Source organism: Paraburkholderia sp. MM6662-R1 (assembly GCF_050436245.1).
Lineage (GTDB): Bacteria > Pseudomonadota > Gammaproteobacteria > Burkholderiales > Burkholderiaceae > Paraburkholderia > Paraburkholderia tuberum.
On record NZ_JBNDLV010000001.1, the window covers coordinates 2,540,154 to 2,564,994 of the forward strand.

21 protein-coding genes and 2 pseudogenes are annotated in these 24,841 nt (G+C 65.6%); 9 read left to right on the forward strand and 14 right to left on the reverse strand.

Annotated elements, in window-relative coordinates:
• The first annotated feature begins 149 nt into the window (after positions 1–149).
• Together OKW39_RS11960 and OKW39_RS11965 are read left to right on the forward strand one after the other, a co-directional pair.
• Positions 150–1,127: a LysR family transcriptional regulator gene (locus tag OKW39_RS11960; RefSeq protein ID WP_090802307.1), complete on the forward strand. Its 978-nt coding sequence runs from the start codon at positions 150–152 to the stop codon at positions 1,125–1,127.
• Between the two features lie 142 nt (positions 1,128–1,269).
• Positions 1,270–1,824 (forward strand): YaeQ family protein, encoded by a 555-nt coding sequence (locus tag OKW39_RS11965; protein WP_026228986.1) that lies wholly within the window; start codon positions 1,270–1,272, stop codon positions 1,822–1,824.
• A gap of 44 nt (positions 1,825–1,868) precedes the next feature.
• Here OKW39_RS11965 and OKW39_RS11970 read toward each other — a convergent pair whose 3' ends face one another.
• Positions 1,869–2,294 (reverse strand): VOC family protein, encoded by a 426-nt coding sequence (locus OKW39_RS11970; RefSeq protein WP_429562749.1) that lies wholly within the window; start codon positions 2,292–2,294, stop codon positions 1,869–1,871.
• 492 nt (positions 2,295–2,786) lie between these two features.
• Here OKW39_RS11970 and ada point away from each other — a divergent pair, with 492 nt between their 5' ends.
• From ada to OKW39_RS11990, 4 genes are all read left to right on the forward strand, one after another.
• On the forward strand, positions 2,787–3,947 hold the full coding sequence (gene ada, locus OKW39_RS11975; RefSeq protein WP_429563488.1) for a bifunctional DNA-binding transcriptional regulator/O6-methylguanine-DNA methyltransferase Ada: 1,161 nt from the start codon (positions 2,787–2,789) through the stop codon (positions 3,945–3,947).
• Positions 3,944–4,864, forward strand: a complete 921-nt coding sequence (locus tag OKW39_RS11980; protein WP_429562750.1) for a DNA-3-methyladenine glycosylase family protein — start codon at positions 3,944–3,946, stop codon at positions 4,862–4,864. The genes ada and OKW39_RS11980 overlap by 4 nt, the downstream gene beginning before the upstream one ends.
• A gap of 231 nt (positions 4,865–5,095) precedes the next feature.
• Positions 5,096–6,712, forward strand: a complete 1,617-nt coding sequence (gshA, locus tag OKW39_RS11985; protein ID WP_429562751.1) for a glutamate--cysteine ligase — start codon at positions 5,096–5,098, stop codon at positions 6,710–6,712.
• Between the two features lie 223 nt (positions 6,713–6,935).
• Entirely contained in the window at positions 6,936–7,451 is a 516-nt protein-coding gene (locus OKW39_RS11990; RefSeq protein WP_429335538.1) for a hypothetical protein, read from the forward strand.
• Between the two features lie 51 nt (positions 7,452–7,502).
• On the opposite strand, the pseudogene OKW39_RS11995 reads toward OKW39_RS11990, so the two are convergent.
• Both OKW39_RS11995 and OKW39_RS12000 read right to left on the reverse strand, forming a co-directional pair.
• Positions 7,503–9,066: pseudogene (locus tag OKW39_RS11995) on the reverse strand (DHA2 family efflux MFS transporter permease subunit).
• A 211-nt stretch (positions 9,067–9,277) separates the two neighbouring features.
• Positions 9,278–9,784: a MarR family winged helix-turn-helix transcriptional regulator gene (locus OKW39_RS12000; RefSeq protein WP_429562752.1), complete on the reverse strand. Its 507-nt coding sequence runs from the start codon at positions 9,782–9,784 to the stop codon at positions 9,278–9,280.
• Between the two features lie 258 nt (positions 9,785–10,042).
• Between OKW39_RS12000 and OKW39_RS12005 the strand changes: the two genes are divergently transcribed.
• Both OKW39_RS12005 and OKW39_RS12010 read left to right on the forward strand, forming a co-directional pair.
• Complete coding sequence (locus tag OKW39_RS12005) at positions 10,043–10,441, forward strand: hypothetical protein (protein ID WP_429362642.1); 399 nt, start codon at positions 10,043–10,045, stop codon at positions 10,439–10,441.
• Between the two features lie 279 nt (positions 10,442–10,720).
• Entirely contained in the window at positions 10,721–12,325 is a 1,605-nt protein-coding gene (locus tag OKW39_RS12010) for an efflux transporter outer membrane subunit (RefSeq protein WP_429562753.1), read from the forward strand.
• Positions 12,326–12,463: 138 nt separating this feature from the next.
• Here OKW39_RS12010 and OKW39_RS12015 read toward each other — a convergent pair whose 3' ends face one another.
• The 8 genes and pseudogenes from OKW39_RS12015 to gspG form a co-directional block, all read right to left on the reverse strand.
• Positions 12,464–13,243 (reverse strand): type II secretion system protein N, encoded by a 780-nt coding sequence (locus OKW39_RS12015; protein ID WP_429562754.1) that lies wholly within the window; start codon positions 13,241–13,243, stop codon positions 12,464–12,466.
• A gap of 28 nt (positions 13,244–13,271) precedes the next feature.
• The gene (locus tag OKW39_RS12020; RefSeq protein ID WP_090802323.1) at positions 13,272–13,775 is read right to left on the reverse strand and encodes a type II secretion system protein M; all 504 of its coding nucleotides are present in this window, start codon (positions 13,773–13,775) and stop codon (positions 13,272–13,274) included.
• Entirely contained in the window at positions 13,772–15,181 is a 1,410-nt protein-coding gene (gene gspL, locus OKW39_RS12025; RefSeq protein WP_429562755.1) for a type II secretion system protein GspL, read from the reverse strand. The genes OKW39_RS12020 and gspL overlap by 4 nt, the downstream gene beginning before the upstream one ends.
• Before the next feature lie 28 nt (positions 15,182–15,209).
• Positions 15,210–16,325, reverse strand: a complete 1,116-nt coding sequence (gspK, locus tag OKW39_RS12030; RefSeq protein WP_429562756.1) for a type II secretion system minor pseudopilin GspK — start codon at positions 16,323–16,325, stop codon at positions 15,210–15,212.
• A 1-nt stretch (position 16,326) separates the two neighbouring features.
• Positions 16,327–17,002: pseudogene (locus tag OKW39_RS12035) on the reverse strand (PulJ/GspJ family protein).
• Positions 16,980–17,372: a type II secretion system minor pseudopilin GspI gene (gspI, locus tag OKW39_RS12040; RefSeq protein WP_090805517.1), complete on the reverse strand. Its 393-nt coding sequence runs from the start codon at positions 17,370–17,372 to the stop codon at positions 16,980–16,982. The pseudogene OKW39_RS12035 and the gene gspI overlap by 23 nt, the downstream one beginning before the upstream one ends.
• A 52-nt stretch (positions 17,373–17,424) precedes the next feature.
• Positions 17,425–17,964 (reverse strand): GspH/FimT family pseudopilin, encoded by a 540-nt coding sequence (locus OKW39_RS12045; RefSeq protein WP_429562757.1) that lies wholly within the window; start codon positions 17,962–17,964, stop codon positions 17,425–17,427.
• A gap of 177 nt (positions 17,965–18,141) precedes the next feature.
• Entirely contained in the window at positions 18,142–18,606 is a 465-nt protein-coding gene (gene gspG / locus OKW39_RS12050; RefSeq protein WP_429362648.1) for a type II secretion system major pseudopilin GspG, read from the reverse strand.
• 134 nt (positions 18,607–18,740) lie between these two features.
• Here gspG and OKW39_RS12055 point away from each other — a divergent pair, with 134 nt between their 5' ends.
• A complete protein-coding gene (locus tag OKW39_RS12055) occupies positions 18,741–19,154 on the forward strand; it encodes a type II secretion system protein N (protein ID WP_429562758.1) in 414 nt (137 codons plus the stop codon).
• A gap of 73 nt (positions 19,155–19,227) precedes the next feature.
• On the opposite strand, the gene gspF is transcribed toward OKW39_RS12055, so the two are convergent.
• From gspF to gspD, 3 genes are read right to left on the reverse strand one after another with little or no spacing between them, the layout of a single operon-like run.
• Complete coding sequence (gene gspF / locus OKW39_RS12060) at positions 19,228–20,445, reverse strand: type II secretion system inner membrane protein GspF (RefSeq protein ID WP_090802334.1); 1,218 nt, start codon at positions 20,443–20,445, stop codon at positions 19,228–19,230.
• Positions 20,446–20,449: 4 nt separating this feature from the next.
• Positions 20,450–21,970 (reverse strand): type II secretion system ATPase GspE, encoded by a 1,521-nt coding sequence (gspE, locus tag OKW39_RS12065; RefSeq protein WP_429362650.1) that lies wholly within the window; start codon positions 21,968–21,970, stop codon positions 20,450–20,452.
• Positions 21,967–24,357, reverse strand: a complete 2,391-nt coding sequence (gene gspD / locus OKW39_RS12070) for a type II secretion system secretin GspD (RefSeq protein WP_429562759.1) — start codon at positions 24,355–24,357, stop codon at positions 21,967–21,969. Before gspD ends, gspE begins: the two co-directional genes overlap by 4 nt.
• Between the last annotated feature and the right edge of the window lie 484 nt (positions 24,358–24,841).

Genomic DNA, 24,841 nt, shown 5'->3' on the forward strand with positions numbered 1-24,841 from the left:
GTTCACAAAAGTCCACGAATGGTATGAGCCGGCCCAATAACTTTCCAATCCCTTTTTAGGCTTCTCCGATATCAGTTTCGGTATGGCATCATGGAGCTTCAGAGGAAGAACGTACAAAAATCGCTCGTAAAAACCCAGGAGACCCTGCGATGACGCGTAGCTATTCGAACTGGTTCGTGCGCGCGCGGCTGAAGACGCGCCAGTTGCTGCTGCTTGCCGCGATGGAGGAGGAGGGCAACGTGCGCCGCGCGGCCGACGTGCTCGGCATGACGCAGCCGGCCGCGTCGCGCCTGTTGAAAGAGCTCGAGGACATGCTCGGCGTGAGCCTGTTCGACCGCACGCCGCACGGTATGCATGCGACGCTGTACGGCGAGGTGATGATCCGCCACGCGCGCATGGTGCTGTCGAACCTGAGCCAGGCGCACGACGAAATCTCGGCGCTGCGCTCGGGGCTCGCGGGTCAGGTGCGTATCGGCGTGATCGCCGCGGCCGCCGCGACGATGGTGCCGCGCGCGATCGCGAGCGTGAAGGCGCGTTATCCGCAGTTGCAGATCTGGACCGAGGTCGAGACCTCCGACGTGATGCTGCCGCGGCTCGCCGAAGGCGATCTCGACATCATGATCGGCCGCGTGCTCGAAAGGCAGAACCAGTTCAAGACCGACGTGCGCTACGAACCGCTCGCCGACGAACCGCTGTGCGTGGTCGCGCGTCCCGGCCATCCGCTCGAAAATGAAACGGGATTGACGCTGCGCGGCATCGTCAACGCGAGCTGGGTGCTGCATCCGCCGGGCAGCGTGCTGCGCCATCGCTTCGACCTGATGTTTTCGCAGATCGGCCTGAATCCGCCGCAGAACGTCGTCAATACGAACAACTTCCTCGCGATTTCGAGCCTGCTGCTGCAAAGCGACATGTTGGCGGTATTGCCCGATGAAGTGGCGCGCCAGTACCAACAGTACGGGGTATTGAAGCGCGTACCGATCGATTTGCCTTGCAGGATGGATACATTCGGTATCATCACGCGCCAGTCGCATCTGTTGTCGCCGGCGGCCGCCGTCGTGCTCGACGCGCTGCGAGATGCGGCTCGCGACGTATACGGCACGGCCACGGAACCTGCGGTGGCCCGGTAAATGCTTCCTTCTGTGTCATAGGCACCGGCTAACGGCGCGGGAGGAACATACGATGTACAGCAAACACAAGAAACGGCAACGCGCCGTCGACGATTCATTTTCGCTGCGCTCCGGTGGAGCGAGCGCCTGGTTTAGCAACGGCATGGCTCTCAAATCGACGATATACAAGGCGGAACTGCAGATCGCTGACATGGACCGGCACTATTACGCCGACCATTCGCTGACGATCGCCCGTCACCCCTCCGAAACCGACGAACGGATGATGGTCCGCGTCGCCGCGTTCGCGCTGTTCGCGCAGGAACGGCTGGAGTTCTGCAAAGGTTTGTCGGATGTCGACGAACCGGATTTGTGGGCGAAGGATCTGACCGGCGCGATCGACACGTGGATCGAGGTCGGCCAGCCCGATGAGCGCCGCATCGCCAAGGCGAGCGGGCGGGCGAATCACGTGGTCGTGATCGCGTATGGCGGGCGTACTTCGGAAATCTGGTGGCAGGGCGTGCGCAACAAGGTCGAGCGCCTGCGCAACGTGACGGTCTGGACGCTCGGCGAAGACGTCGCGGCATCGCTCGGCTCGCTTGCCGAACGCACGATGCGGCTGCAATGCACGGTGCAGGACGGCGAAGCATGGCTCGGCAGCGCCGAAGCCGATGCGGTGAAGATCGACTGGACCGTACTCAAGGCGCCCGCCGATGCGTGACGGCTCAGGTCTGAACCAGTTTTTGCGCCGCTTCGTTCTCGCATTCAGAGCGACGTGACCCGCGCCGCTTCCGGCGGCCCCTTCAGCTCGACCATATTGCCCTCCGGGTCGAACAGATACAGCGACGGCCCGAATCCGTCCGCGCCATAACGCACTCCCTGTTCACCGAGCCGCGCGCCATGCGCGCCCAGATGCGCCTTCAGCGCGTCGGCGTCGAACGACTCGACGCGCAAACACAGGTGGTCCATGTTGCGCCCCGTGCCCGCCGCGCCGTTTTCCGCGCGATCGAGCTTCGCGCCGACCTGCAGCAGATCAATCAGCGATCGGCCCGCGCGCAGTTGCGTGAGGCCGAGTTCGCGCTGCTCCTTTTCAACACTGCAACCGAGTACGTCGCAGTAAAAGCGCGCGAGGGTTTCGACGTGCGTCGCCCGGATCACGACGTGGTCGATCTCGCGAATGTGGATTTTCATGTCGAACGCCCTTTCGCTAGTTCGGAGAACCGATTAGGAAGTGTAGGAGAAAGGAAAGGGCGGGGTGGATCGGCGGGAAGTCGTGGGCGAACCGGACCAAATGCGGACCAGGCGCGGACAGAAAAGCAGGCAAAAAAAAGCCCGCTCAAGTGGAGCGGGCTGAATCCATATCAGGAGGAGACATGGAGGAGACAAGCACTAATATACACATCGGCTTGGTGCGACGCAATAACTTTTTAAGGGAAAACCCGATATCGTGCGAAATTGCCGCAGTTTGAGGCAAAACGTCCGGCCGCAGGGCATTCCAAGGCGCTTCGGATTGCGATTTGCCGGGTTTGACCGCACTACGGGTACGGACAAGCGCGTCCGAATGACCGAGCAAGATCCGGCGCGTACTGTGTAGCGTTCGGGCCTAGATTGATGAGCATCGACACTGCCTGCCCATCCGGGCCCCATGACATCATGAACGCCACCACTCGCCATCCCGACCCCATGCGCGCCGCCGCCGACGTCGACACCACCCAGTGGCGCACCGACGACGAACGCTGGGACGCCGTCACCCACCGCGACCGCGATGCCGACGGCGCATTCTTCTACGCGGTCAGGACGACCGGCGTGTTCTGCCGGCCGTCGTGCGCGTCGCGCCAGCCGCGCCGCGAAAACGTCGCTTTCTTCACCGATGCCGCCGCCGCGCGCGCCGCGGGCTTTCGCGATTGCAAGCGCTGCCAGCCCGGCGGTCTGCCGCGCGAGCTCGACATCGTCGCCAGGGCGTGCGCCGCGCTCGACGCCGATCCGCAGCAGCGCCTCACGCTCGCGCAACTGAGCGATGCCGTGCACGTGAGCCCGTTCCATTTGCAGCGCCTGTTCAAGCGCGTAGTCGGCGTCTCGCCGCGTCAATACCAGGCCGCGCAACGCGGCGCCGCGTTGCGCGATGCGCTGCAGGGCGGCGCCGACGTCACGCGCGCGACGCTCGACGCCGGTTTCGGCTCGCCGTCGCGAATGTACGACAGCGCGCCGGCCGAGCTCGGCATGGCGCCGTCCGCGTATCGCCGCAAGGGCGCGGGCCTGACGGTGCGCTATGCGAGCGCGCCGACCTCGCTCGGCTTCGTGCTGGTCGCCGCGACTGACAAGGGCATCTGCAAGATCGGTTTCGGCGACGACACCGCGCTGCTGATCGACGAATTGCGCGGCGAGTTCGCGAATGCCGAGCTGCGCGAAGACGCCGGTCGGCTCGCTCCGTTCATCGCGCAGATCGACGCGTATCTGCGCGGCACGCGCCAGGACTTCGAGCTGCCGCTCGATATCGCGTCGACCGCATTCAAGCAGCGCGTGTGGGATGCGCTGCGGCGAATCCCGTACGGCGAGACACGCAGCTATTCGCAGATCGCCGAGGCGGTCGGCTCACCGCGGGCGGTGCGCGCCGTCGCGAGCGCATGCGCGACCAACCCGGTCGCGCTCGCGATTCCTTGCCATCGCGTCGTGCAGAAGGGCGGGGCGCTCGCCGGCTATCGCTGGGGGCTGCCGCGCAAGGCCGCGTTGCTCGACAATGAGGCGCAGCACGCAGGCGGCGTTTCAACCAGCGACGCGCCCCGCCGCGACGCAAGCCGCACAGATGCCGACTCCCACAACTCCCAACTGGATCACGCCGCTTGAGCACGCTTCACGAGGTTGCAACTCTCGAATTACCGTTCAAGGCACCGTTCGACTGGCCGCGGCTGCTGCGCTTTTTCAGCGGCCGCGCGACGCCTGGCGTCGAAGCCGTCGAGGACGGCGCGTATCGTCGCGCGATCGACTGGAACGGCGACAGCGGCACACTCAGCGTGCGGCTGCATCCGCGCAAGCGCTGCATCGTCGCGAGCATCGAAGGGCCGGCGAGCCGCCACGCCGACGCACTCGCCGCGCCAATCGCAAGAATGTTCGATCTGTGCGCCGATCCAAAGAAGATCGCCGCCGGACTCGCGGCGGACCCGTGGCTCGCGCCGCTCGTCGCCGCGGTGCCCGGCCTGCGCGTGCCGGGCGCGTGGTCCGGCTTCGAACTGGTGGTGCGCGCGATCGTCGGTCAGCAGGTCAGCGTGAAGGCCGCGACGACCATCATCGGACGGCTCGTGCAGCGAGCGGGCGAACCCATCGACGGGCATCCGCACGAAAACACCGCTTGGCGTTTTCCGACGCCGGCCGCGCTCGCCGAAGTCGATCTCGCGCAGATCGGCATGCCGGGCAAACGCGTCGCCGCGTTGCAGGGCTTCGCGCGTGCGGTCGCGAGCGGCGACGTGCCGCTCGACAGCAGCGACACCGTCGATGCCGCGAGCCTGCGTGCCGCATTGCTCGCGCTCGCGGGCATCGGCCCATGGACCGTCGAATACGTCGCGATGCGTGCATGGCGCGATCCCGATGCATGGCCCGAGGCGGATCTCGTGCTGATGCAATCGATCTGCGCGCGCGATCCTTCGCTCGTACGGCCCGCGCAGCAGCGCAGCCGCACCGACGCGTGGCGGCCGTATCGCGCGTATGCCGCGATGCATCTGTGGAACGAGGTGGCGGATCGGGCGGGCGCTGCGCGCGGGGGATGAGCTGAGCGTCGTCGCGACGTGCCGATGCCGATGCCGATGCCGATGCCGATGGCGTAGCTCAGCGCGACCTCGACGTGCCCGCTGAAACTCCGCCGAAGCGGCCGCAAGCAGCGGTTCTGGCGAGATGTTAAAGTGCCCGCTACCGAAAATTCCGCCGAACGTTGTCAGCCGCTATACCGTCTGTGAATCGTCTGGCGATACACGGCGACCGGCAACGCCCGACTTGCATCAATGCCAAACACCACACCTTCCTGCCCGACCGACGCGCTTTCGCACCGCCTGTCAGTGCTCGACTCGAGCCCGCAGCGCGATGTGCTGATACGCGGCCTGCGCGGCATCGAAAGGGAAAGCCTGCGCGTGACGCGCAACGGCCAGCTCGCGATGACGCCGCATCCGCGCGCGCTCGGCTCGGCGCTCACGCACCCGTCGCTGACGACCGACTACTCCGAGGCGCTGCTCGAGCTGATCACGCCGGCTGAGCAGGACGCCGCCGAAACCCTCGCGCAACTCGACGTGCTGCATCGTTTCGTCTACGCGGAGCTCGGCGACGAGATCCTGTGGAACAACTCGATGCCGGGACTGTTGCCCGCCACCGACGATGGCATTCCGATCGCGCACTACGGCACCTCGAACATCGGCAAGCTGAAGTACGTGTACCGCGTCGGCCTCGCGCTGCGCTATGGCCGCACGATGCAGTGCATCGCGGGCATCCACTACAACTATTCGCTGAGCGAAGACGTGTGGCGCCTGCTGCACGCCGATCAGCAATCCACCGCGAACGCCGTCGACTTCCAGTCCGACCGCTACCTCGCGCTGATCCGCAATTTCCGCCGCACGAACTGGCTGCTGATGTATCTGTTCGGCGCGTCGCCGGCGCTCGATCGGCGCTTTCTCCGCGATCGCAAACACACGCTCGATACGTTCGACGCCGACACCCTGTACCGCCCGTACGCGACCAGCCTGCGCATGAGCGATCTCGGCTATTCGAACACGGCCGCGCAAGCCGCGCTGCACGCCGACTACGACACGCTGCCCGGCTATCTCGACGCGCTCGCGAAAGCCGTGAGCCGGCCGTATCCCGCCTACGAGCAGATCGGCACGCAACGCGACGGCGAGTGGGTGCAGATCAACACCAACGTACTGCAGATCGAAAACGAGTTCTATTCGACGATTCGTCCGAAGCGCGTCACGTATCCGGGTGAGCGGCCGTTGCATGCGCTCGCCGCGCGCGGCGTGCAATACGTCGAAGTGCGTTGCATGGACATCGATCCGTTCGAGCCGGCCGGCATTTCGCTCGAAACGTCGCGCTTTCTCGACGCGTACCTGCTCGTGTGCGCGCTCGACGACAGCGCGTCCCTGCCTCCGCTCGCGTACACCGAAGCGAACCGGAACTTCGGCCGCGTGACGATGGAAGGCCGCAAGCCAGGCCTCGAACTGGTTCGCGACGGCAAGCCGGTCGCGATGATCGACTGGGCCGACGAACTGCTCGTGAAAATCGACGCCGCGGCGGCCGTGCTCGACAGCCTGAAGGGCGGTGACGAACACGCGCGCGCGGTCGCCGCGCAACGCGCGAAGCTCGCGGACGTGTCGCTGACGCCATCGGCGCGCGTGCTGCAAACGATGCGCGACCAGCAGCAAAGCTTCCTCGCGTTCGGCCTCGCGCAAAGCGAAGCGCACGCCGCGTACTTCCGTGCGCGTCCGCTCGATGCCGCGCAGTCCAAGGCGTTTGCCGACCTCGCGGTGCGATCGCTCGACGAACAGGCGAAGCTCGAACGCGACGAGGTTGGTTCGTTCGATGCGTTCGTCGCTGCGTATCGGGCCTATACGCTCAATCGCTTCAGCGTCTGAGCGTTCGGACCACAGCATCCCGGAAGTGCTTCAAGCGGCCCACGTGGCCGCTTTTTCTTTGCCCCGAGTAACGCGCAGGTAACCTCTACGGATTGCGCTCTTCAGGCGTCCGCGGAATCGGCAAATACTCCGCGCGACGTCGCGATTCTCTGATCTGGGTGAAACACCGCTTCGATGGGGTAGTCCAAAATCTTATGACATGCTCCACAGGGGAGGTATCGACGTGAAGAACAAAGCTCTGGTGGCCGCGCTGTGTCTCTTGGCGACGACGGCATGCTCGACCCAGGGTCAGGTCGATCCCGATGTCATGCAGATCGCGACCAGGCCGTTGACGTGTTCGAACAAGGCCGAATGCGACCTCTGGTGGCAACGGGCGCAAACGTGGGTCGCGAGTCATTCGAAGTACAAGATCGAGACCGCTAACGACTCGCTGATCCAGACCGCCGGCCCGGACGGCGGCAAGCGCGCGCTCGCGTTTGAGATCACGCGCGCCGCAGGTCCCGATGGCACCACCACGATCGGCTTTTCGGCGCATTGCGACAGCTCGCTCGGCTGCAAGCCGAATCCGTGGGAAGCCGGTGCGGATTTCAAGCAGTATGTGAGAGGCACCACGGGCACAGCCGCCAGCGCGCCGCAAGGCAGCGCGACGCCATCGCAGAACGCGCCCGATGCGACGCATCCGGAGACGACGCCCCGTAACACGACCAGGCTGCCGAATGGCGAGGCGATGTCGCAATAGATCGAGCGGTGGCCGCAGCGGCGATGCGTTCGCCGCTGCCACGCGTTTGCTTCAGTGTCCTAATGAAGGCCCGGTGCCTTTGCGCGGCTTCGTGATCCACACGAGCACCGCCAGCACGATAAACGCCGCGCCCGAGATGCGGAAGAAGTCGTTGGTGGCCATCATGTACGCCTGACTCGTCACCACCTGGTTCAGCTGCGCGGTCAGGCTGTCGCCGGAGAGCCCGACGCCCGCCAGCGCATTCGTATAGGCGTTGGTGTTCGCCGAATACGTGCTGACCGTATCTGCAAGCATCGCGTGGTGATAGATCGTGTCGTTTTCCCAGAACGTCGTGCTGATCGCGGTGCCGATCGCGCCCGACAACGTGCGGAAAAAGTTCGACAAACCCGACGCGCTTGCAAGACGCTCGTCGGACACGCTCGACAGCGTGATCGTCGTCATCGGCACGAAGAAGCAGGCGACACCGATCCCCTGCACGAGCCGCGGCAGGATCACGTGGCCGAACGGCACGTCGAGCGTGAACGTCGAGTTCCAGAACGATACGATCGCGAACACGATGAACGCGAAGCTCGCGACCATGCGCAGATTCAGCCGATGCATGTTCTTGCCGATCATCGGCGACAGAAACAGCGCGAGCAATCCGACCGGTGCCGTGGCGAGACCCGCGAGGCCGGCCGTATAGCCCATCACCGTTTGCAGCCATAGCGGGAAGATCACCACCGAGCCGAAGAACGCCATGAAGCCGAACGAGACGATCACGACGCCGAGCGCGAAGTTGCGATCCTTGAACAGCGACAGGTCGACGATCGGCTCCTTCTCGGTCAACTCCCACACGAGCAGGAACGCGATCGACACGAGCGCGATCACGGCGAGCGCCACGATGAACGTCGAGTTGAACCAGTCGCGGGTCCTTGCCGAGGTCGAGCATCATCTGCAGACACGACACGCCGGTCACGAGCAGCACGAGGCCCACCGCGTCGATGCGCTGGCGCGTCGTCTGCGTCTCGCGGCCACGCAGCAGCAGATACGCGCAGAACGCCGAGAACAGGCCGATCGGCACGTTGATGTAGAAGATCCACGGCCACGTGAAGTTATCGGTGATGTAGCCGCCCATCACCGGGCCGAAGATCGGCGCGCAGATCACGGTCATCGCCCATAAGCCGAGCGCGAGTCCACGTTTGGCGGGCGGGTAGGAGCGCATCAGGATCGTCTGCGACAGCGGCACCATCGGCCCGGACACAAGCCCTTGCACGAGCCGGAATGCGATCAGCGATTCGAAGTTGTGCGCGAAACCGCAGGCCGCCGACGCGATCGTGAACAGCAGCACGGACAGCGTGAAGAGTCGTACCTCGCCGACGCGTCGCGCGAGCCAGCCGGTCAGCGGCACAGCGATCGCCGAGGCGACCGAGTACGACGAGATCACCCAGGTGCCCTGGCTTGCGGCGACGCCGAGGCTGCCGGAAATGGTCGGCACCGCGACGTTCGCGATCGAGGTGTCGAGCACCTCCATGAAGGTGCCGAGCGCAAGGCCGACGGTCAGCAGCGCGAGCGTGCCGCCCTGGAGCGGGGCGAGTTCTGCTGCGGGCAGCGTGGCGTTGGAAGCCGTGGCATCCATAGGTTTGTTCTCCTCAGGCGGCGAAAGCTTGTCGCGGCAGCCTTATCGGGTGTTTCAGATACGATGCTTGCATGCCGCATCACCCTCTGCCCAGACAGATATCTGATGACAATGACGCCTTGGAAACGCGCCTCGTGATTGTCCTGCTAGTACTTCGTGATGACGCGCCGCCGCCATCCGACGACGACCGTTGTTTGACGCATGCTTCGGCTCATCCCGGCGGCTCGTCCGGCGGTGGCGCCGGTCCGCAACCCACGTCGGCGTCTCCCTCGGGACCGTTTGCGATGAAACGGGCGAGCAGGTGAATCAGCGTCGCGTGCTCCTCGGCGGTAAAGCCGCGCAACTGGTCGTTCAGCACAGTTGCGCCGAGGTTCGGCAACTGGCGCGCGGCCTCGTGGCCCTGCTGCGTCAGCTCAAGTTTCACCATGCGTCGGTCGTCGCTGCTGCGGGTGCGCACGACGAAGCCCTTCTTTTCCAGCCGGTCGAGCAGACGCGTCATCGAGCCGCTGTCGTACGACATCGCGCGCGACAGCTCGAATGGCGTGCTCGCGCGCCGCGACGACAGCATCAGAATCACGCCGATCTGCTGCGCGGTGAGCCCGAGCGGCTTGACCGCACGGTCCGTACGCTCGACCAGCACGTTGCGCGCTTTCGTCAGGTAGTAGCCGAGACTGCTCGTGAGCTCGGCCTCGTCCGCTTTGTAGGGGCCATCAGTCATGGGGTATCCGCAACATCCAGGCAAGACGAAGTTTAGCTGCCTAAGCAGACAAGTCAAATCGCATTTTGCGGTGCGCAACGAGGCCAACCGAAATACAACAGTCGAATCAATGGCGCCGCACAGTATCTTGAAATTTGATTGCATAGTCAATATTATGACAAGCAATGAGTTTCGCGCGTCCTGCGCCATTCGAGACCATGTTCTGACCGATCGACCGCACGCCGCCCGCCTCGCGACGCGCGCCAAAGGATTTCCCCGATGCTGTACCTCAAAAACACGCTTGGCGGCCTCAGCCGCTCACTCACCGATTCCGCACTCCATACCTTCCAGGGCCGACACCGCTGGTGGAAGCTCGCGCTGTTTGCGGGACTGTTCGTGCTGCCGGGTGGGTCGGTGGGTGTCGCGTTGCTCGCGTGGGCCGAGCATCGAAGGGGCACGAAGCGGGCGAGCAAAGGCAGCGTTGTGGGCGCGGAATCCAGCGAGATCGTGCTGCCGAAGGAAAGCTTCGTGATAAAGGCGGGAAACGTCGTCCCCGCGACGGCCAACAGCGGTAACGCTTGCCTCGCGCCTGGCGGTGCGTCGTGCCGGGCCTCCGCTGGCAAGCTCGTGTGTCAGCGTCAACGCCAGCAGACCCAATCCACGGAATCGCGGCTCTGAAGGTGTACCGATTCGCAGCGCGCTTTTCGGCACACAGTTTCGCTTCGTCTAGCCATCTGAACCACCGCGAACCCGCAGCCCCTCGCGCCGCCGGTAACAACGCGTAACCAGCGCGTCACCGCAAGTAACACACCTGCGCACCGCCTCGCATTAACCTTTCGGCTTTCAGTTTCCCGCGCTCGCGCGGGCTCATACGCTAACATTCCGGCAGACCACGATCTCGCCCGGCCGGTGGCGCCATTCCCGGCCGTATTGCGGCGTCCAGAAGGAATTCATTGCATGCAGTCTGATCGAATGTCGCGGGCGCTTGCGCCGCGCGTCCTGTCCCTTGCCGTGAGCGCGGCCTGCGCGACGCTCCTGGCCGCCTGCGCGGTCGGTCCGAACTATCAGCGGCCGGCCACCGAGATCCCCGCGTCGTTCAAGGAAGCCGCGCCCGGCTGGAAAGTCGCCGAACCCGCCGATCAACACGACCGCGGCGACTGGTGGGCGATCTACGAAGACCCGAAGCTCAACGAACTCGAAGCCAAGCTCAACACCGCGAACCAGACCATCGCGCAATTCGCCGCGAGCTACCGGCAGGCGCGCGCGCTCGTCGGCGAAGCGCGGGCAGCGTACTTCCCGACGATCGGTGCGTCGGCGGGCGCGACGCGCTCGGGCAACGGCACGCAAACCAGTGGCAATGCGACTACGGCGACCAGTCGCGAGGGCATCACCAACAGCTTCAACGTGCAGATGACGGCGAGCTGGGAGCCCGACCTGTGGGGCTCGGTCACGCGCTCGGTCAACGCGCAGAAAGCCGGCCAGCAGGGCGCGGCCGCCGACCTCGCGAACGCGCGCCTGTCCGCCCAGGCCACGCTCGCGCAGACCTACTTCCTGCTGCGCGCGCTCGACTCCACGCAGAAGCTGCTCGACGACACCGTGATCGCCTATCAGCGCTCGCTGCAACTCACGCAGAATCAGTACGCGGCCGGCGTCGCCGCGCGCTCGGACGTGATCCAGGCGCAAACGCAGCTGCAATCGGCGCAGGCCGCCGCGATCGACAACGGCATCCAGCGCGCGCAGGACGAGCACGCGATCGCGGTGCTGGTCGGCGTGCCCGCGTCGATGTTCTCCCTGCCGCCGATGCCGCTCACCGCGACGCCGCCCGCCGTGCCTGCGCAGATGCCCTCCGCGCTGCTCGAACGCAGGCCGGATATCGCATCGGCGGAACGCAAGGCCGCGGCGGCGAACGAGCAGATCGGCGTGGCGATCGCCGCCTTCTTCCCGTCGCTGACGCTGTCGGCGACCGGCGGCTTCGAGAACTCGGTGTTCTCGCAATTGTTGACGTTGCCGTCGCGCTTCTGGACGCTCGGCCCGCAACTGGCCGGGACGATCTTCGACGCCGGCCTGCGCAAAGCGCAAACCGAGGCCGCGCGTGCCACCTATGACGCGGATGTCGCGACCTATCGGCAGACGGTGCTCGCCGCGTTCCAGGACGTCGAGGACAACCTCGTGTCGCTGCGCATCCTCGAACAGGAAATCGTCGTGCAGCGGCAGGCGGTCGACTCGGCGCGCCAGGCGCTCGCCATCGTGACGAACGAGTACAAGGCGGGTACGGTCGGCTTCGTCAATGTGCTGACCGCGCAGACCACGGCTTTCACGGCCGAACAGAAGCTCGAGAATATCGCCGGGCAGCGGATGGTGTCGTCGGTGGGGCTCGTGAAGGCGCTCGGCGGCGGCTGGGACGCGTCGCAGATGAATCGCGAGACCGGCGATGTCGCGGCGCCCGCGCCGCTGCCGGCATCGGCGCCGAGAGCTGCGGCCACGTCAGTCGGCGCGCCGTCCATCGCACAGAGCACCGCGTCGGGCACAGACGCGCCGCAAGCGCGGGTGCAGAGCAAATAATGTCCGCTGCGCTCGCCGCGCAGCAACGCCACAAAACAGAAGAGGCATGGCCGCAACTCGCGGCCATGCCTCTTTTTTCATCGCGCCACGCGCGCGAAACACGCGCCTCGGCACACATCAGCGCACGTCAGCCCCAACTCAGTGCACGAACGTCAGCGCCACCGTATCCGGCCCGCTAGGCCGGCCAAGCAGATTCAGCAGGCCGGCGAGGTTATCGTGCTGTTCCGGCGCGGCGCTCGCCGTGCCATGAAACGACGTCGATGCGGCCGACACCGTGCCGCTGCCGGTCAGCGTCAACGGACCCTTGATCGTGCTCAGATCGAGCGCCGACGACGTGCCCTGCGCCTGAAACCTGACCCGGTACGACCCGAGCGGCTTCACGAGCGACACCCGGGAGCTGACGTCGTCGAGCATCATCGTCAGCTGGCCGAACGCTTCGCCGTTGAAACTGCGCCACTCGGACCACGACAGCTGCACGTTGCCCTGCAGATCGAGCGTGTTGAATGGCGCGCCAAGCCCCGCGAGCAGCGACGCCGGCACCGTGAGCACGCCCGGCGTGACGGTTGCGCCGCGCGGCGTCGCTTCGACCGTGACCGGGTCGGGCATCGCCTCGCTATGGCGCATGACCATGCGCACGCGTCCGGTGAAAAGCGGCCAGAACGCCGTGCGCCATTCGATCCGACCAGGCAGCAGCGTCGCCGCGCTCATATCGGCGCCGGCGGCCAGCATCAGGGTCGCCGAGCCGTGCCACAGCGAGCCCTCGGCGTCGACGAGATTGACGTGCCCGTGCGTTTGCCGCGCGAACTGCGGCGTAATCCAGGCGGCCGGCAGTAACGCGAGCGTCACGGCCGCCACCGACAAAACGGCGACCACCAGCCACGGCAGCGCCGCACGCAGGCGCCACATCCAGTAATTCATGCGAGATCCTGTAGCGAGCGGCGCGTGGTTATTTCGCGGTCGACGGTTGCAGCGCGACCGTCAGATCGACCTGGCCGTCGTCTTTCAACGCGGTGATGTGCGCCTCGGAGACCTGCACCTTGAACTGCTTGCGCACGTCATCGACCCACGCGGTCCAGGCCGGAAACGCCACGTTTTTCATTTGCACCTGCACCGCGTTGCCGACGAACTGCACCTGCGTCGCGGCGAGGCCATGTTCGCCGAGCGATGCGGAAAGCGCGTCCTTGAGCGCCGCGCCGGTCGGCGCGACACCTTGCGCGGCCGCCGACAGCGAGCGCGCCTCGTTCGACTGCGCGGTCATCTGCGCAAGCTGCCGCTGCAGGCTGGGCAGCGATTCACGCAGGTGCGCGCGGCCTTCCTGCGCGGGCGCCCACAGCACCGACCACGCAATCGCCACGGCGAGCGCGGCGCCGCCCCACGTCAGCAGCGCCTTTTCGCGATCGGTGCGCTGGTCCCAGAAGCCAGCCCATGTTTGAGCGAGTTCAGCTTTCATTGTCCGTTCCTGATGGTCCACTTGCCGGTACTGCTGTCGATCGCGCCGGTAAGGCCGTTGCGCGCGAGGCGCTTGGCGAAGTCGGGGTCGACCTTGACCGCGGGTTTGAAGGTCACGTCGAGGCGGTGCTCGTGATAGTCGAGCGCGGCAATGCCGTTGACCGGCAGCGGCGACAGCGAGCGCGCGAGGCCGTCGGCGAGCGACAGGAAATCCTCCGGCGACAGCTCGCCCGCCGCCACGCGCAGCTGTTGCACCTGACGCGCCATCTGATCGGGCGCGTCGAGTACGACGGTCGTCTTCGGAAACGTATTGAGCAGCAGCTCCGTCATCTGCGTGTTGATCGCGTCACGCTGACGCGCAAGCATCATCCACTGCACGTTCGCGCCGATGATCGCGACGACGAGCGTGCCGACCGCGAGCACGATCGGCAGACGCAGACGCCGCAGCGTCGCGCGATCGAGGCGCCACGGCTGCGACGCGAATTCGAACTGGCACAGGTCGAAGCGGCATTCGAGCGCGCGTCGCGCGAGCTGCTCGAACGGCAGCGGACTCGCGCCGTGAATATGCGAGGCGAGCCGCGCGGGACTCGTCGTAGATTGGTTCGGCTCGTTGCCGGGCACCTCGGTCAGCATGTACAGCGACACCGGCGCCGCACCCGCTAGCGCGGACAGCGTCGCGTTCACCGCATCGGCCGGCGCCGCGAAACCCTCGCCCTGGACACCGCGTGCAATCGCCAGTTCGACGCGCGGCACGCCGCTGTCGAGCGCGCCCTCGACGAGCAGCGCGGGTGCGGTCTGCACGACCGCACCGAGCACCGCGGCCACCATCGGCACGATGGACGGCGCTTCGGGCGCGACCACCGGCGCGATGCCCGGTAGCGACGTCGCGACGCTCGCCGCGCCGGCCATCGCCGGCTCGCGCACTTCGGCTGTTTCATCGTCGTTCGCGGCAACTTCGGTCACCGGCGCCAGCGGCAGGCAACGCGTGACCGGCACCGCGCGCAGACTGCGATGACCGGCCGTCGTGAACGCCTCATAGATGAAACGGAACCAGCCGCGATCAATGATCGCGAGCAGGTGCCGACCTTCACCAAGCCCCTGCGGATCGACCGCGATATGGCAGGTCTGCGGGTCCTGGATCAGTTGATCCTCGACGATATTGGGCAGCGCCTGGCGCAGCTTCGGGCCACGCAGCGGCGGCAGCGTCGCGGGCATCAGCAGCAGGTCGCGCGCGGCGAGCATCAGCACCGTCGTGCCGGCGCGTGGCAGCAGCGCGAGCGCCGAGCGGCCGGCGCGCTGCGTGCGCCCCGTCTTGTCGAGCAGCACGAACGGCAGCTCGGGCAGTTGCCATTCCTGCGAGGGCACCGCCGGATCACGCGGTGGCAATAGGACGATCAGCGTGCTCAAAGGCCACTCTCTCTATGGATTGCGTTGTTCACAGTTGGTCTTGTACCCGCACGATACGCGTGGTGTGAGTCAGTGGATCGCGATAGACGAGCGTCGTGCGATCCACTTCGGCGCGCTCGTGCTGCACACTGCCGTGGACTAAAAAGTAGCTCGAATTGACGTCGAACTGATTCGGATCGATCGACACCGATTGCACACCGGCGGCGGTCAGCGCGAGCTGCACGTCGCCGACGTTGCGGAAAAACACGGTCTGGCGCCGCGCGACGAGTGCTTGCGCCTGCGACACGGTCATGCCCGGCACCATCGCCGCGATTACTTCGGCCGACGCGGTGTTCATGTTGATCGCGGTGGTCGTAGGCAGCACGGTGACGAACGGCCGCAGCTTCGCGACGATCTCCGGCGTGTAGCCCGGAATGTCGAGCAGCGAATCGACGCTCGTCATCAGCAGCGGCGCGACCGCCACGTTGTCGTCACCGTCCTCGATGCCGGGCTGGTTCGTGAAGTTGCCGCCCGTCATACCGCCGCCGCCGCCCATCTGCGGCGTGCTGCTGATCGACGTGCCGGTCTGAAAGCGCGTCGCCGATTGCGACAGCCCCGCGCGCACGTGCAGCGCGGTCACTTTGGCGAGCTGCCCGCTCAGGCCGAGCGACACCAGCAGGCGCTGATACGCGGCCATCTGCTCGGCGCTGATTTGCGTCACGCCGGGCGCCGGACTTGCGACCAGATTGCGCAGATTGAATCGGGACTGCGCGTCCTCGATCGAGCCCGACAGGTAGGTGGCCGCGCCTTGCTCAGCGCGTACCTCGCCAATCTGGCCGAGAAAATCCGACAGCCGGGTTTTCGCGATCGGCACGCCCCACACGCCGCCCAGATACGTGATGCCAGCCGACGTATCGCCTTCGGAGCGCAGAATCAGCCGGGTCCAGTCGAGCGCGCCGCGCGCGACCCATTGCGCCTGCGACAACAGCCGCTGATTCTCGATGCGCCGGATTTGCACCTGTTGGCGCCACAACATGCCGGACACGAGGATCGCCGACAGCGCGACGACGAGCAGCGCGCTGATGATGGCCACACCGCGCTCGCGCGCGCCGGCCACGCGCGAACCGGATGCCGACTTTTTCGACGACGACGAGGAGAACGTCATGTCATTCTCCGACCAGAAAAACGCGCGTGACCGGCCCGCGCGAGCGATGTTGCGCCGATGCTGACCTCGAGCCCCGTCACCGAGCGTGGCATCGGCGCGTTGCCGAGCTGCGGCACCTTCAGGTTGTTGACGGCCTCGGTCATCGCGGTCTGTACGTCGTTCATCCGTATGGTCCAGCCGAGCTTCGGCACGTACATGCGCGCCGAGATCGAGCCCACGCCACCCATCAGCGGCACCGCGCTCCAGCCTTCGTCGCTGCCGTGCAACGCGCGCCGCAATTCGCCGACGTTGCCGAGTGGCGGCGACGCGTAGCGCACCACGCGGCCGTTCGAGATCTGATAGCGCACCACCTGCAGACGCGGCGCGGTGGCCGGCAGCATCATGTGCCGCACGATCTGCAGCGCGTTGCCGGACACCGAGACCGCGGCCTGGCCTGATTCGTCGTCGCTGGCGGCCTGGCGTGCGTCGATACGCATCTGGTCGAACAGCTGCGCGAACACCCGTTCGTCTTCCATCGCGTTCGTGATCGTCGTGCGGCCGCGGATGATCTGATCGAGCCCGCGCCATGACAGCACGGCGATCACCGCGAGGATCGCGATCGCGACCAGCAGTTCGATCAGCGTGAAGCCGCGCGCGCCATAACGGCGGCGGCGCTCACAGCGAGCGGTTGTTTTCATTCGCGACCACCGTGACCATCTGCGCGAGATTGCCGGACTGCCCAGGCATCGTCACCATCACTTCGACACGGCGAAACACCGGATTCGGCGTCGCCGTCACATGCTCGGTACAGCGCAGTTGCAGATTGCCTTGCGAGCAATCGAAGCTCGTTGAGCCGATGTTGGGCCATGCATGCTTCAGATGAAGGTCCGCGAGCGCGTTGTCCGCGCTCCAGCCGGCGAGCAGACGCCGGTGCAGCTCGGCTTCGCCGCTCGCGAGACTGCCGACCGCGCGCAGCGACGCGGCAAGCGCGACCGCGATGATGGCGAGCGCGACCAGCACCTCGATCATCGTGAAGCCACGCTCCTCGCGGCACCCGACATCGCGCATCGTGAAGAGGAAAGGGGCCCGGACCGACCTGCCAAAGCGAAGCATCCGCATCTCAGCGCACCTCGTAGCGGCCATTGCCGGTGCCGACGATCGTCGCCTGGCCGGCCGCCGAAAACAGCGTGACCTGCACCGGCACGTCGATCGCCTCGGTACCGAACACGATGCGATCGGCGTGCGAATCCGAGCCCGGGTAACTGATCGCGACACTGGTCACGCCGCCTTCCCACTGACGCGGTCCGAGCAGATCGTCGCGCAGCGGACGCCAGCCGTCCTGGGTGCGCTGATCGAAACGGAAGCCGCCCTCGAACGGCTGCCACGCGATCGGCCGCGCGCGCACCTGCGCTTCATCGCCAGCCGATTCGAACAGCAGCGCGAGACGCTGCGCTTCCTCGTTCAGATCGGTGCGCGGATTGCGGGTCATCGTGACCGCGGTCAGCGACACGAGCAGGCCCGCGATCACGAGCACGACCATCATTTCGAGCAGCGTGAAGCCTGCCGCGCGGCGGCGGCGCAGGCGGGAGCGCGGCCGCGAAGCCGTACACAAAGTGTCCACACGGGACTTGCAAGCGGACGTGCGCATAGTGCCGGCCATCGACGATCAACGGAAATTCATACAGCAATGCATCGGTGAAGCACGCACGCTTGCACGCGCCGCGAACATAACGGCGTGGCGGGCAGGGCGCCTGGCGAAACAAGCGGCCGAACCGGTGGCAAGGAGGGCGCGTGCATGAACATCATCGAGTCTGCCGGGATGCCAGGTTCAGCCTGTTCATTGCCAGGACCCGACGTCGGCGTCGTTGCCTTCGCCGCCCGGTTTGCCATCGGCGCCGTAGCTGAACACATCGACCTCGCCGTGCACGCCGGGATTCAGGTACTGGTACGCATTGCCCCACGGATCGTTCGGCAGACGCTCGAGATAGCCGCCTTCCTTCCAGTTGTTCGGCACCGGGTCGGTGGACGGCTTTTCGATCAGTGCGTGCAGGCCTTGCTCCTGGGTCGGATAGCGGCCGTTGTCGAGGCGATAGAGCTTCAACGCCTGCATCACGGTGCCGATGTCCTGCTTCGCGGCAACGCGCCGCGCTTCGTCCGGACGGCTCATGATCTTCGGCACGATCAGCGCGGCGAGAATGCCGAGAATGGCGATCACGACCATGATTTCGATCAGCGTGAAACCGCGTTGACGACGGCCGCGCGAACCCGCGTTGTCAGCGCGGCGAATGGTCGACAGTTGCATAGGTTGCTACCTCTTTTCAGGTGAAATTTTCGGCCCGGCTTATCAGATTGAACAGCCGGGCCGTCATTTTAATGTCATGCAGTTGAAGGGCTTCAACCCACCGCAATTTTCACAATAGTCCGTACAATGTGCGCATGAACGCCATCCAAATCCGCCTCCTGTCGCTCGCGCTGTTCGCCGCTTTCTGCGCGACGCTGACCTACTGGGTCATCACGCTCATCACGATGGCCGGCGCGCCGTTGCCGGCTGCGGCGGCGCATGCGCAGGTCTCGACCGATCAGGCCGCGACGCTGTTCGGCGGACAGCGCACGCGCAACGTCAATCAGGACATCCATCTCTTCGGCATCCTCGCGTTGAGCGAAGGCGCCGCGGCGATCGTCAGCGTCGGTGGCGAGCCGCCGCGCGCGGTGTCGCTCGGCAGCGCGCTGATGCAAGGCACCAGGCTCTCCGAAGTCCGCGCCCGCTCGATCATCATCGACCGCAATGGCGCCCACTCGGAAATCTTCCTCCCCGCCTACTCCAGCGGTCCCACCATTTACGTGCGCTGAAACCCGAAGCGGTTGCGCGGCTGATACCGCATGCCGCGCAAATCCTTTCTCTTCCTTCCTCGCGCTACGACTACTACTGCACGAGGTTGTTCAGTTCGATGATCGGCAGCATCACCGCGAGCACGATCACCAGCACCACGCCCCCCATCGCCAGGATCAGCAGCGGCTCCAGCAGGCTCGTCAGGAACATCGTGCGACGCTCCAGCTCGCCCGCTTCGCCATCGGCCGCGCGATCGAGCATCGTCGTCACGTCGCCGGTCGCTTCGCCCGAGCGGATCAGGTGCACGAGCACCGGCGGAAACGTCTTCGTGTTGCCGAGCGCGCGCGACAGCGACGTACCTTCGCGCACTCGCACGATCGCGTCGTCGATGTTCTCGCGCATCGCATTGTTGCTGAGCGTTTCGGCCGCGGCTTGCAGCGCGCGCAGAATCGGCACGCCCGCCGCGGTCAGAATGCCGAGCGTGCTGGCGAAGCGGACCGTGTTATAGCCGCGCACGAGCTTGCCGATCAGCGGCGCGGTCAGCAGCCAGCGGTCGAAGGCGAGCCGTGGGCCCGGTTGCCTGAGGGTCGCGCGCACCAGATAGACGACCACGATCGCGCCGATCAGCATCGCCCACCACCAGTGCCGCACGAAGCCGGACAGCGCCATCATCACGATCGTCAGAAACGGCAGTTGCTGCTTGGTGCTCGCGAACACGTTGACGACCTGCGGCACCACATAGCTGAGCAGGAACGTGACGATGCCGAACGCGATGATCGTGACGATCGTCGGATACGTGAACGCCAGCACGATCTTCTGCTTCAGTGCATTGCGCTGCTCGATGTAGTCGGCGAGCCGCGACAGCACCAGGCCGAGCTTGCCCGTGTGTTCGCCGGCCGCGACGAGCGCCCGGTAGATCTCGGGGAAGTCCTTCGGATGCTGCTGCAGCGCATTCGCGAGCGAATGACCGCCGAGCACTTCGGCGCGAATCGCCGCCATCAGCTCGCGGATGTAGTCGCGCTCCGACTGCTCGGTGAGCACCGCGAGCGCTTCGTCGAGCGGCAGACCCGCGATCAGCAGACTCGCGAGCTGCCGCGTCAGAATGGCCTGCTCGCGCTGCGACAGACGACGCCCGAGCGCGAGCCGCTGATTGCGCTCGCCGCGGGTGCGCGACGCCGCCGGTTCGACGACGAGCGGAGTGAGTCCCTGCGAGCGCAGGTTGGTGCGCGCGCCGCGTGCACTGTCGGCGTCGAGCACGCCTTTTTGTGCCTTGCCCGCCGCGTCAATCGCTTCGAAACGGAATGCCGGCATGCGCTTATGCTCCGCCCGTCACGCGAATCACTTCTTCGAGCGACGTCAGTCCCGATGCGAGCCAGCGCTCCGAATCCTCGCGCAGCGTGCGCATGCCGTGCGCGCGGCCCGCTTCGAGAATTTCGGCGTCCGCCGCGTTGCGGTGGATCAGCGCACGGATCGTCTCATCGATCAGCAGCAGCTCGTAGACGCCGCGCCGTCCCGCGTAACCGGATTGGCCACAACGGTCGCAGCCGACCGGATGCCAGCGCTTGCTGCCGTCCTCTTCGGTGCGCTCTTCGCGGCACACCGGGCACAGCCGCCGCACGAGCCGCTGCGCGAGCACGCCGAGCAGCGACGACGCGAGCAGATACGGCTCGACGCCCATGTCGGTCAGACGCGTGACCGCGGATGCCGCGTCGTTCGTGTGCAGCGTCGCGAGCACCAGGTGGCCGGTCAGCGACGCCTGCACCGCGATCTGCGCGGTTTCGAGGTCGCGGATTTCACCGATCATGATGATGTCCGGATCCTGACGCAGAATCGAGCGCAACGCGCGCGCAAAGCTCATGCCGATCCGCTCGTTGACCTGGGTCTGGCCGATGCCGGACAGGTCGTATTCGATCGGGTCTTCCACCGTCATGATGTTGGTGGTCGCCGTCTCCAGTCGCGACATCGACGCATACAGCGTCGTGGTCTTGCCGGAGCCGGTCGGGCCCGTCACGAGCACGATGCCGTGCGGCTTGCCGATCAGCTTGTCGAACTTGCCGAGCGTGTCGGATGCCATGCCCAGCGCTTCGAGATTCAGTCGCGCCGCGTCTTTTTCAAGCAGCCGCAGCACCGCGCGCTCGCCGTGGCCGGTGGGCAGCGTCGATACGCGCACGTCGACCGGACGACCGCCGACGCGCAGCGTAATGCGGCCGTCCTGCGGCAGACGTTTCTCCGCGATGTCGAGCTGCGCCATGATCTTGATCCGCGAGATCAGCGCGCCGTGCAGCGCTTTTTTCGGCCGCACCACGTCGCGCAGCGTGCCGTCGACGCGAAAGCGCACCACGGACGCATTCTCGAACGGCTCGATATGAATATCCGACGCTTGTTCGCGCGCCGCTTGCGTGAGCAGCGCGTTGATCATGCGGATGATCGGCGCGTCGTCTTCCGATTCGAGCAGATCCTCGACCTCGGGAATGTCCTGCATCAGACGCGACAGATCGACTTCGCCTTCCACTTCACCGACCACCTGCGCGGCGCTGCCGTCCTGGCGCGCATAGGCCTGGTTGATCGCCTGCGCGAGATCGTCGGCGGGCACGCGCACCACCGATACCGTGCCGTAGTTGCGCGCGATTTCGGCAAGCGCGGCTTCGCTCGTGCGCTCGCTGATCCAGACTTCGAGGCTATCGGCATACTGATGCGCGACCAGGATCTGGCCGCTGCGCGCGAAACCGTACGGCACGAGCCGGGCGGCGAGCGGCGAGGGCGCCGCGCGCTCGCCGGCGGCGTCGCCGTTCAACCGACCTTGCAATGGCGCGGTTTGCGCGGACGTCTGCGTCACGGACGCGCTCCCGGCGATACCGTACTCGGCACCACTCCGCTGGCCGGATCGACGACCGCCGGTTGCGGCACGGTTTGCGGCATCGATTGCGGCACAGGTTGCGTCGTGGGCTGCGCGTTGGTTTGCGGCACGGCCCGCGGCGGTACCTGTTGAGGCACCTGTTGCGGTGCCTGCTGCGGCATCATCTGCTTGCGGCGCATCTGGTTCAGATCGAACAGGTTCAGCGCCGGCACACCGCCCTGGCTCGGGCCGAGCGGCATCGGCGGCACGACCGGATCGTCGCGATCCTTCATGATGTTGTTGTCCGAACGGTACGCACCCTGCACGCCCTGGATGTAGTCGTAGCGGTTCGCCGTGACGGCCTGGGTGGTGTCGCGATCGGCGAGAATGACCGGGCGCAGGAATACCATCAGGTTAGTCTTGTCGCGCGTCTTTTGCTCGGAGCGGAACAGCTGGCCCAGCCACGGAATGTCGCCGAGCAGTGGCACCTTGCTGTTGCTGACCTGGTAGTTGTCCTGCATCAGGCCGCCGAGCACGATGATCTCGCCGTTATCGCACAGCACGGTCGACTGGATCGAACGCTTCGTGAATTCCGGGCCCGCCGGGTTCGTCGCCGCGTTGTTCGTACCGTTCACGATCGCCGAATCTTCCGTGTAGAGCTGCAGCTTCAGGATGCCGCCGTCGGTAATCTGCGGCTTCACGTGCAGCGTCAGACCGACGTCGACACGGTCGAACGTGTTGAACGCCGCGCTCGTCGTGCCGCTCGTCAGGTTCGAGTACGAACCGGTCTGGATCGGCACGTTGGTACCGACGATAATCTTCGCTTCTTCGTTGTCGAGCGTGATCAGGTTCGGCGTGGACAGCACGTTCGCGTCGGCGGTCTGCGACAGCGCCTGCAGCAGCGCGCCGAGACCCTGCACGCCGAAAATGTTGTGAATCCAGCCAACGTTCAGGCCCTGTTGCAAGTTCTGGGCGCCCAGTGCCGTAGCGAGACCGCCGGTCGAGCCGGCAGCGGCCGCGGCCGCCGTCAGGTTGATGATGCTGTTGCCCGAGCCAGTCGACAGGTTGGTACCGGCATACAGGTTACCGTTCGCGACCTGCCACTGAATCCCGAGGTTGCCGCTCGTATTCGAGTTCAGCTCGACGATCAGCGCCTCGATATACACCTGCGCGCGACGTGCATCGAGCTGGTCGATCACCGCGCGCAAGTTGCGGTACGTCGCATCGGGCGCCGTGATGATCAGCGAGTTGGTTGCGGGATCGGCCGTGATCATGCCGCCGCCCTGGTCTTCGCTCTTCTCCTTTTCTCCGCCGAGAAAGCCGCCACTATTACTATTCGAGCCCGAGGCGCCGCCGCCCATCGGCGAGTTCATCGAGCTGCCGCCGAGTCCGCCTGACGGCAACGGTGGCGTGCCCGACGTGCCCGTCGAATTGCTGGCGTTCGACAGACCGCCGCCGCCACCACCACTGCTGTTCTGGTTGAACGAGTTCGCCTCGTTCGAGCCGCCCGACGAGCCTTCGCCGCCGCCCTTGCCGAGCATGTTGCGCAGCGTGCGCGCGAGCTTCGTCGCGTCCGCGTTGCGCAGCGGCACGACGTGCATGTTGCCCGGCATCGTGGTCGGCACGTCGAGCTGTTTCGCGAGCTCCTTTGCCGCCGCGAGACGTGCGGTGTTCGACGCGCGCATCAGTAGCGAGTTGGTGCGCGGATCCGACGCGATCGACACCTTCAGCGTCGCGTCCGTACTGCCTATCGAGCCCGGATCGAGCATCTTGTTCATCTGCTGCGCGATGTCGATCGCATTCGCATTCTTCAGCGGCACGACCGCCACCGACTGGCCTGCCGCGTTATCGATGCCCGCGATGATCTGCGCGATGCGCCGCACGTTGTCGGCGTAGTCGGTGACGACGATCGTATTGTTGGCGGGGTAGGCCGCGACGGTGTTGTTCGGCGAAATCAGCGGACGCAGTACCGGCAGCAGGTTGTTGGCCGATTCGTTCCTCAGCGTGAAGACCTGCGTGACGACCTGGTCGCCGCGCGCCGTCGGTGCGTTGCCGACGTAGGTCGGCACGCCTTGCAGCTTGGCGTCGGCCTCGGGCACCACTTTCAGCACGCCGTGATCCTGCACGAGCGCGAAGCCCTGCATGCGCAGCGCGGACTCCAGGGTTTTGAGCGCCTGATCCTCGGGTACCGCGTTTTCGGACACGAGGTTCAGTTGCCCCTTCACCCGCGGATCGACGATGATCGTCTTGCCGGTCGCCGCGCCGATCGCCTTGGCGACCTGGTCGATGTCGGCGTTGACGAAGTTGAGTGTCACCTCTGCCTGTGCTGTCTGCGCGGTGATCAGTCCAGCCACCAGCAGCGCCGTTGCCACGCGACGCAAAGCCATACAATTTCTTCTCATGGAATGTGATATCGATGCCGGCAGCCTCTGCCACCGACGGTCAAGCGATGCGGACCTGGCAGCAAGCTACCGCCCGGTCGGTCTGTGAGCCGGCCCCAAAAGCGAGTTTCGCTTGGAGCTCCAGCGTCCCGACGCCCGAAAAAAACGAACAGTAACAGCTTTTCATGTCGGATTTGAAACAAAACAAGGGGCCTCATGCGAATCCTTACGGAATCGCAGGCTGGTTACTAAATTGAAAGCTAACCAGCACCGTACCTGGACGCCATTACCCGGCTTTGTACGGTCTTATGTCGGTTAGCCAACTTGACGAAGGTCGGACTGCCGGTATGATACGAGCCGTTCGACTCACTGCTATGTGTTTGCTGACGCGGGTTTTCCCCGATGCTCGACAAATGCCCGGCCAGCTTGCCGTTGCGGCCGAAATACGGCCGGCAAACTGCCTTACCGATTCTTACCTCGGGTTTATCCA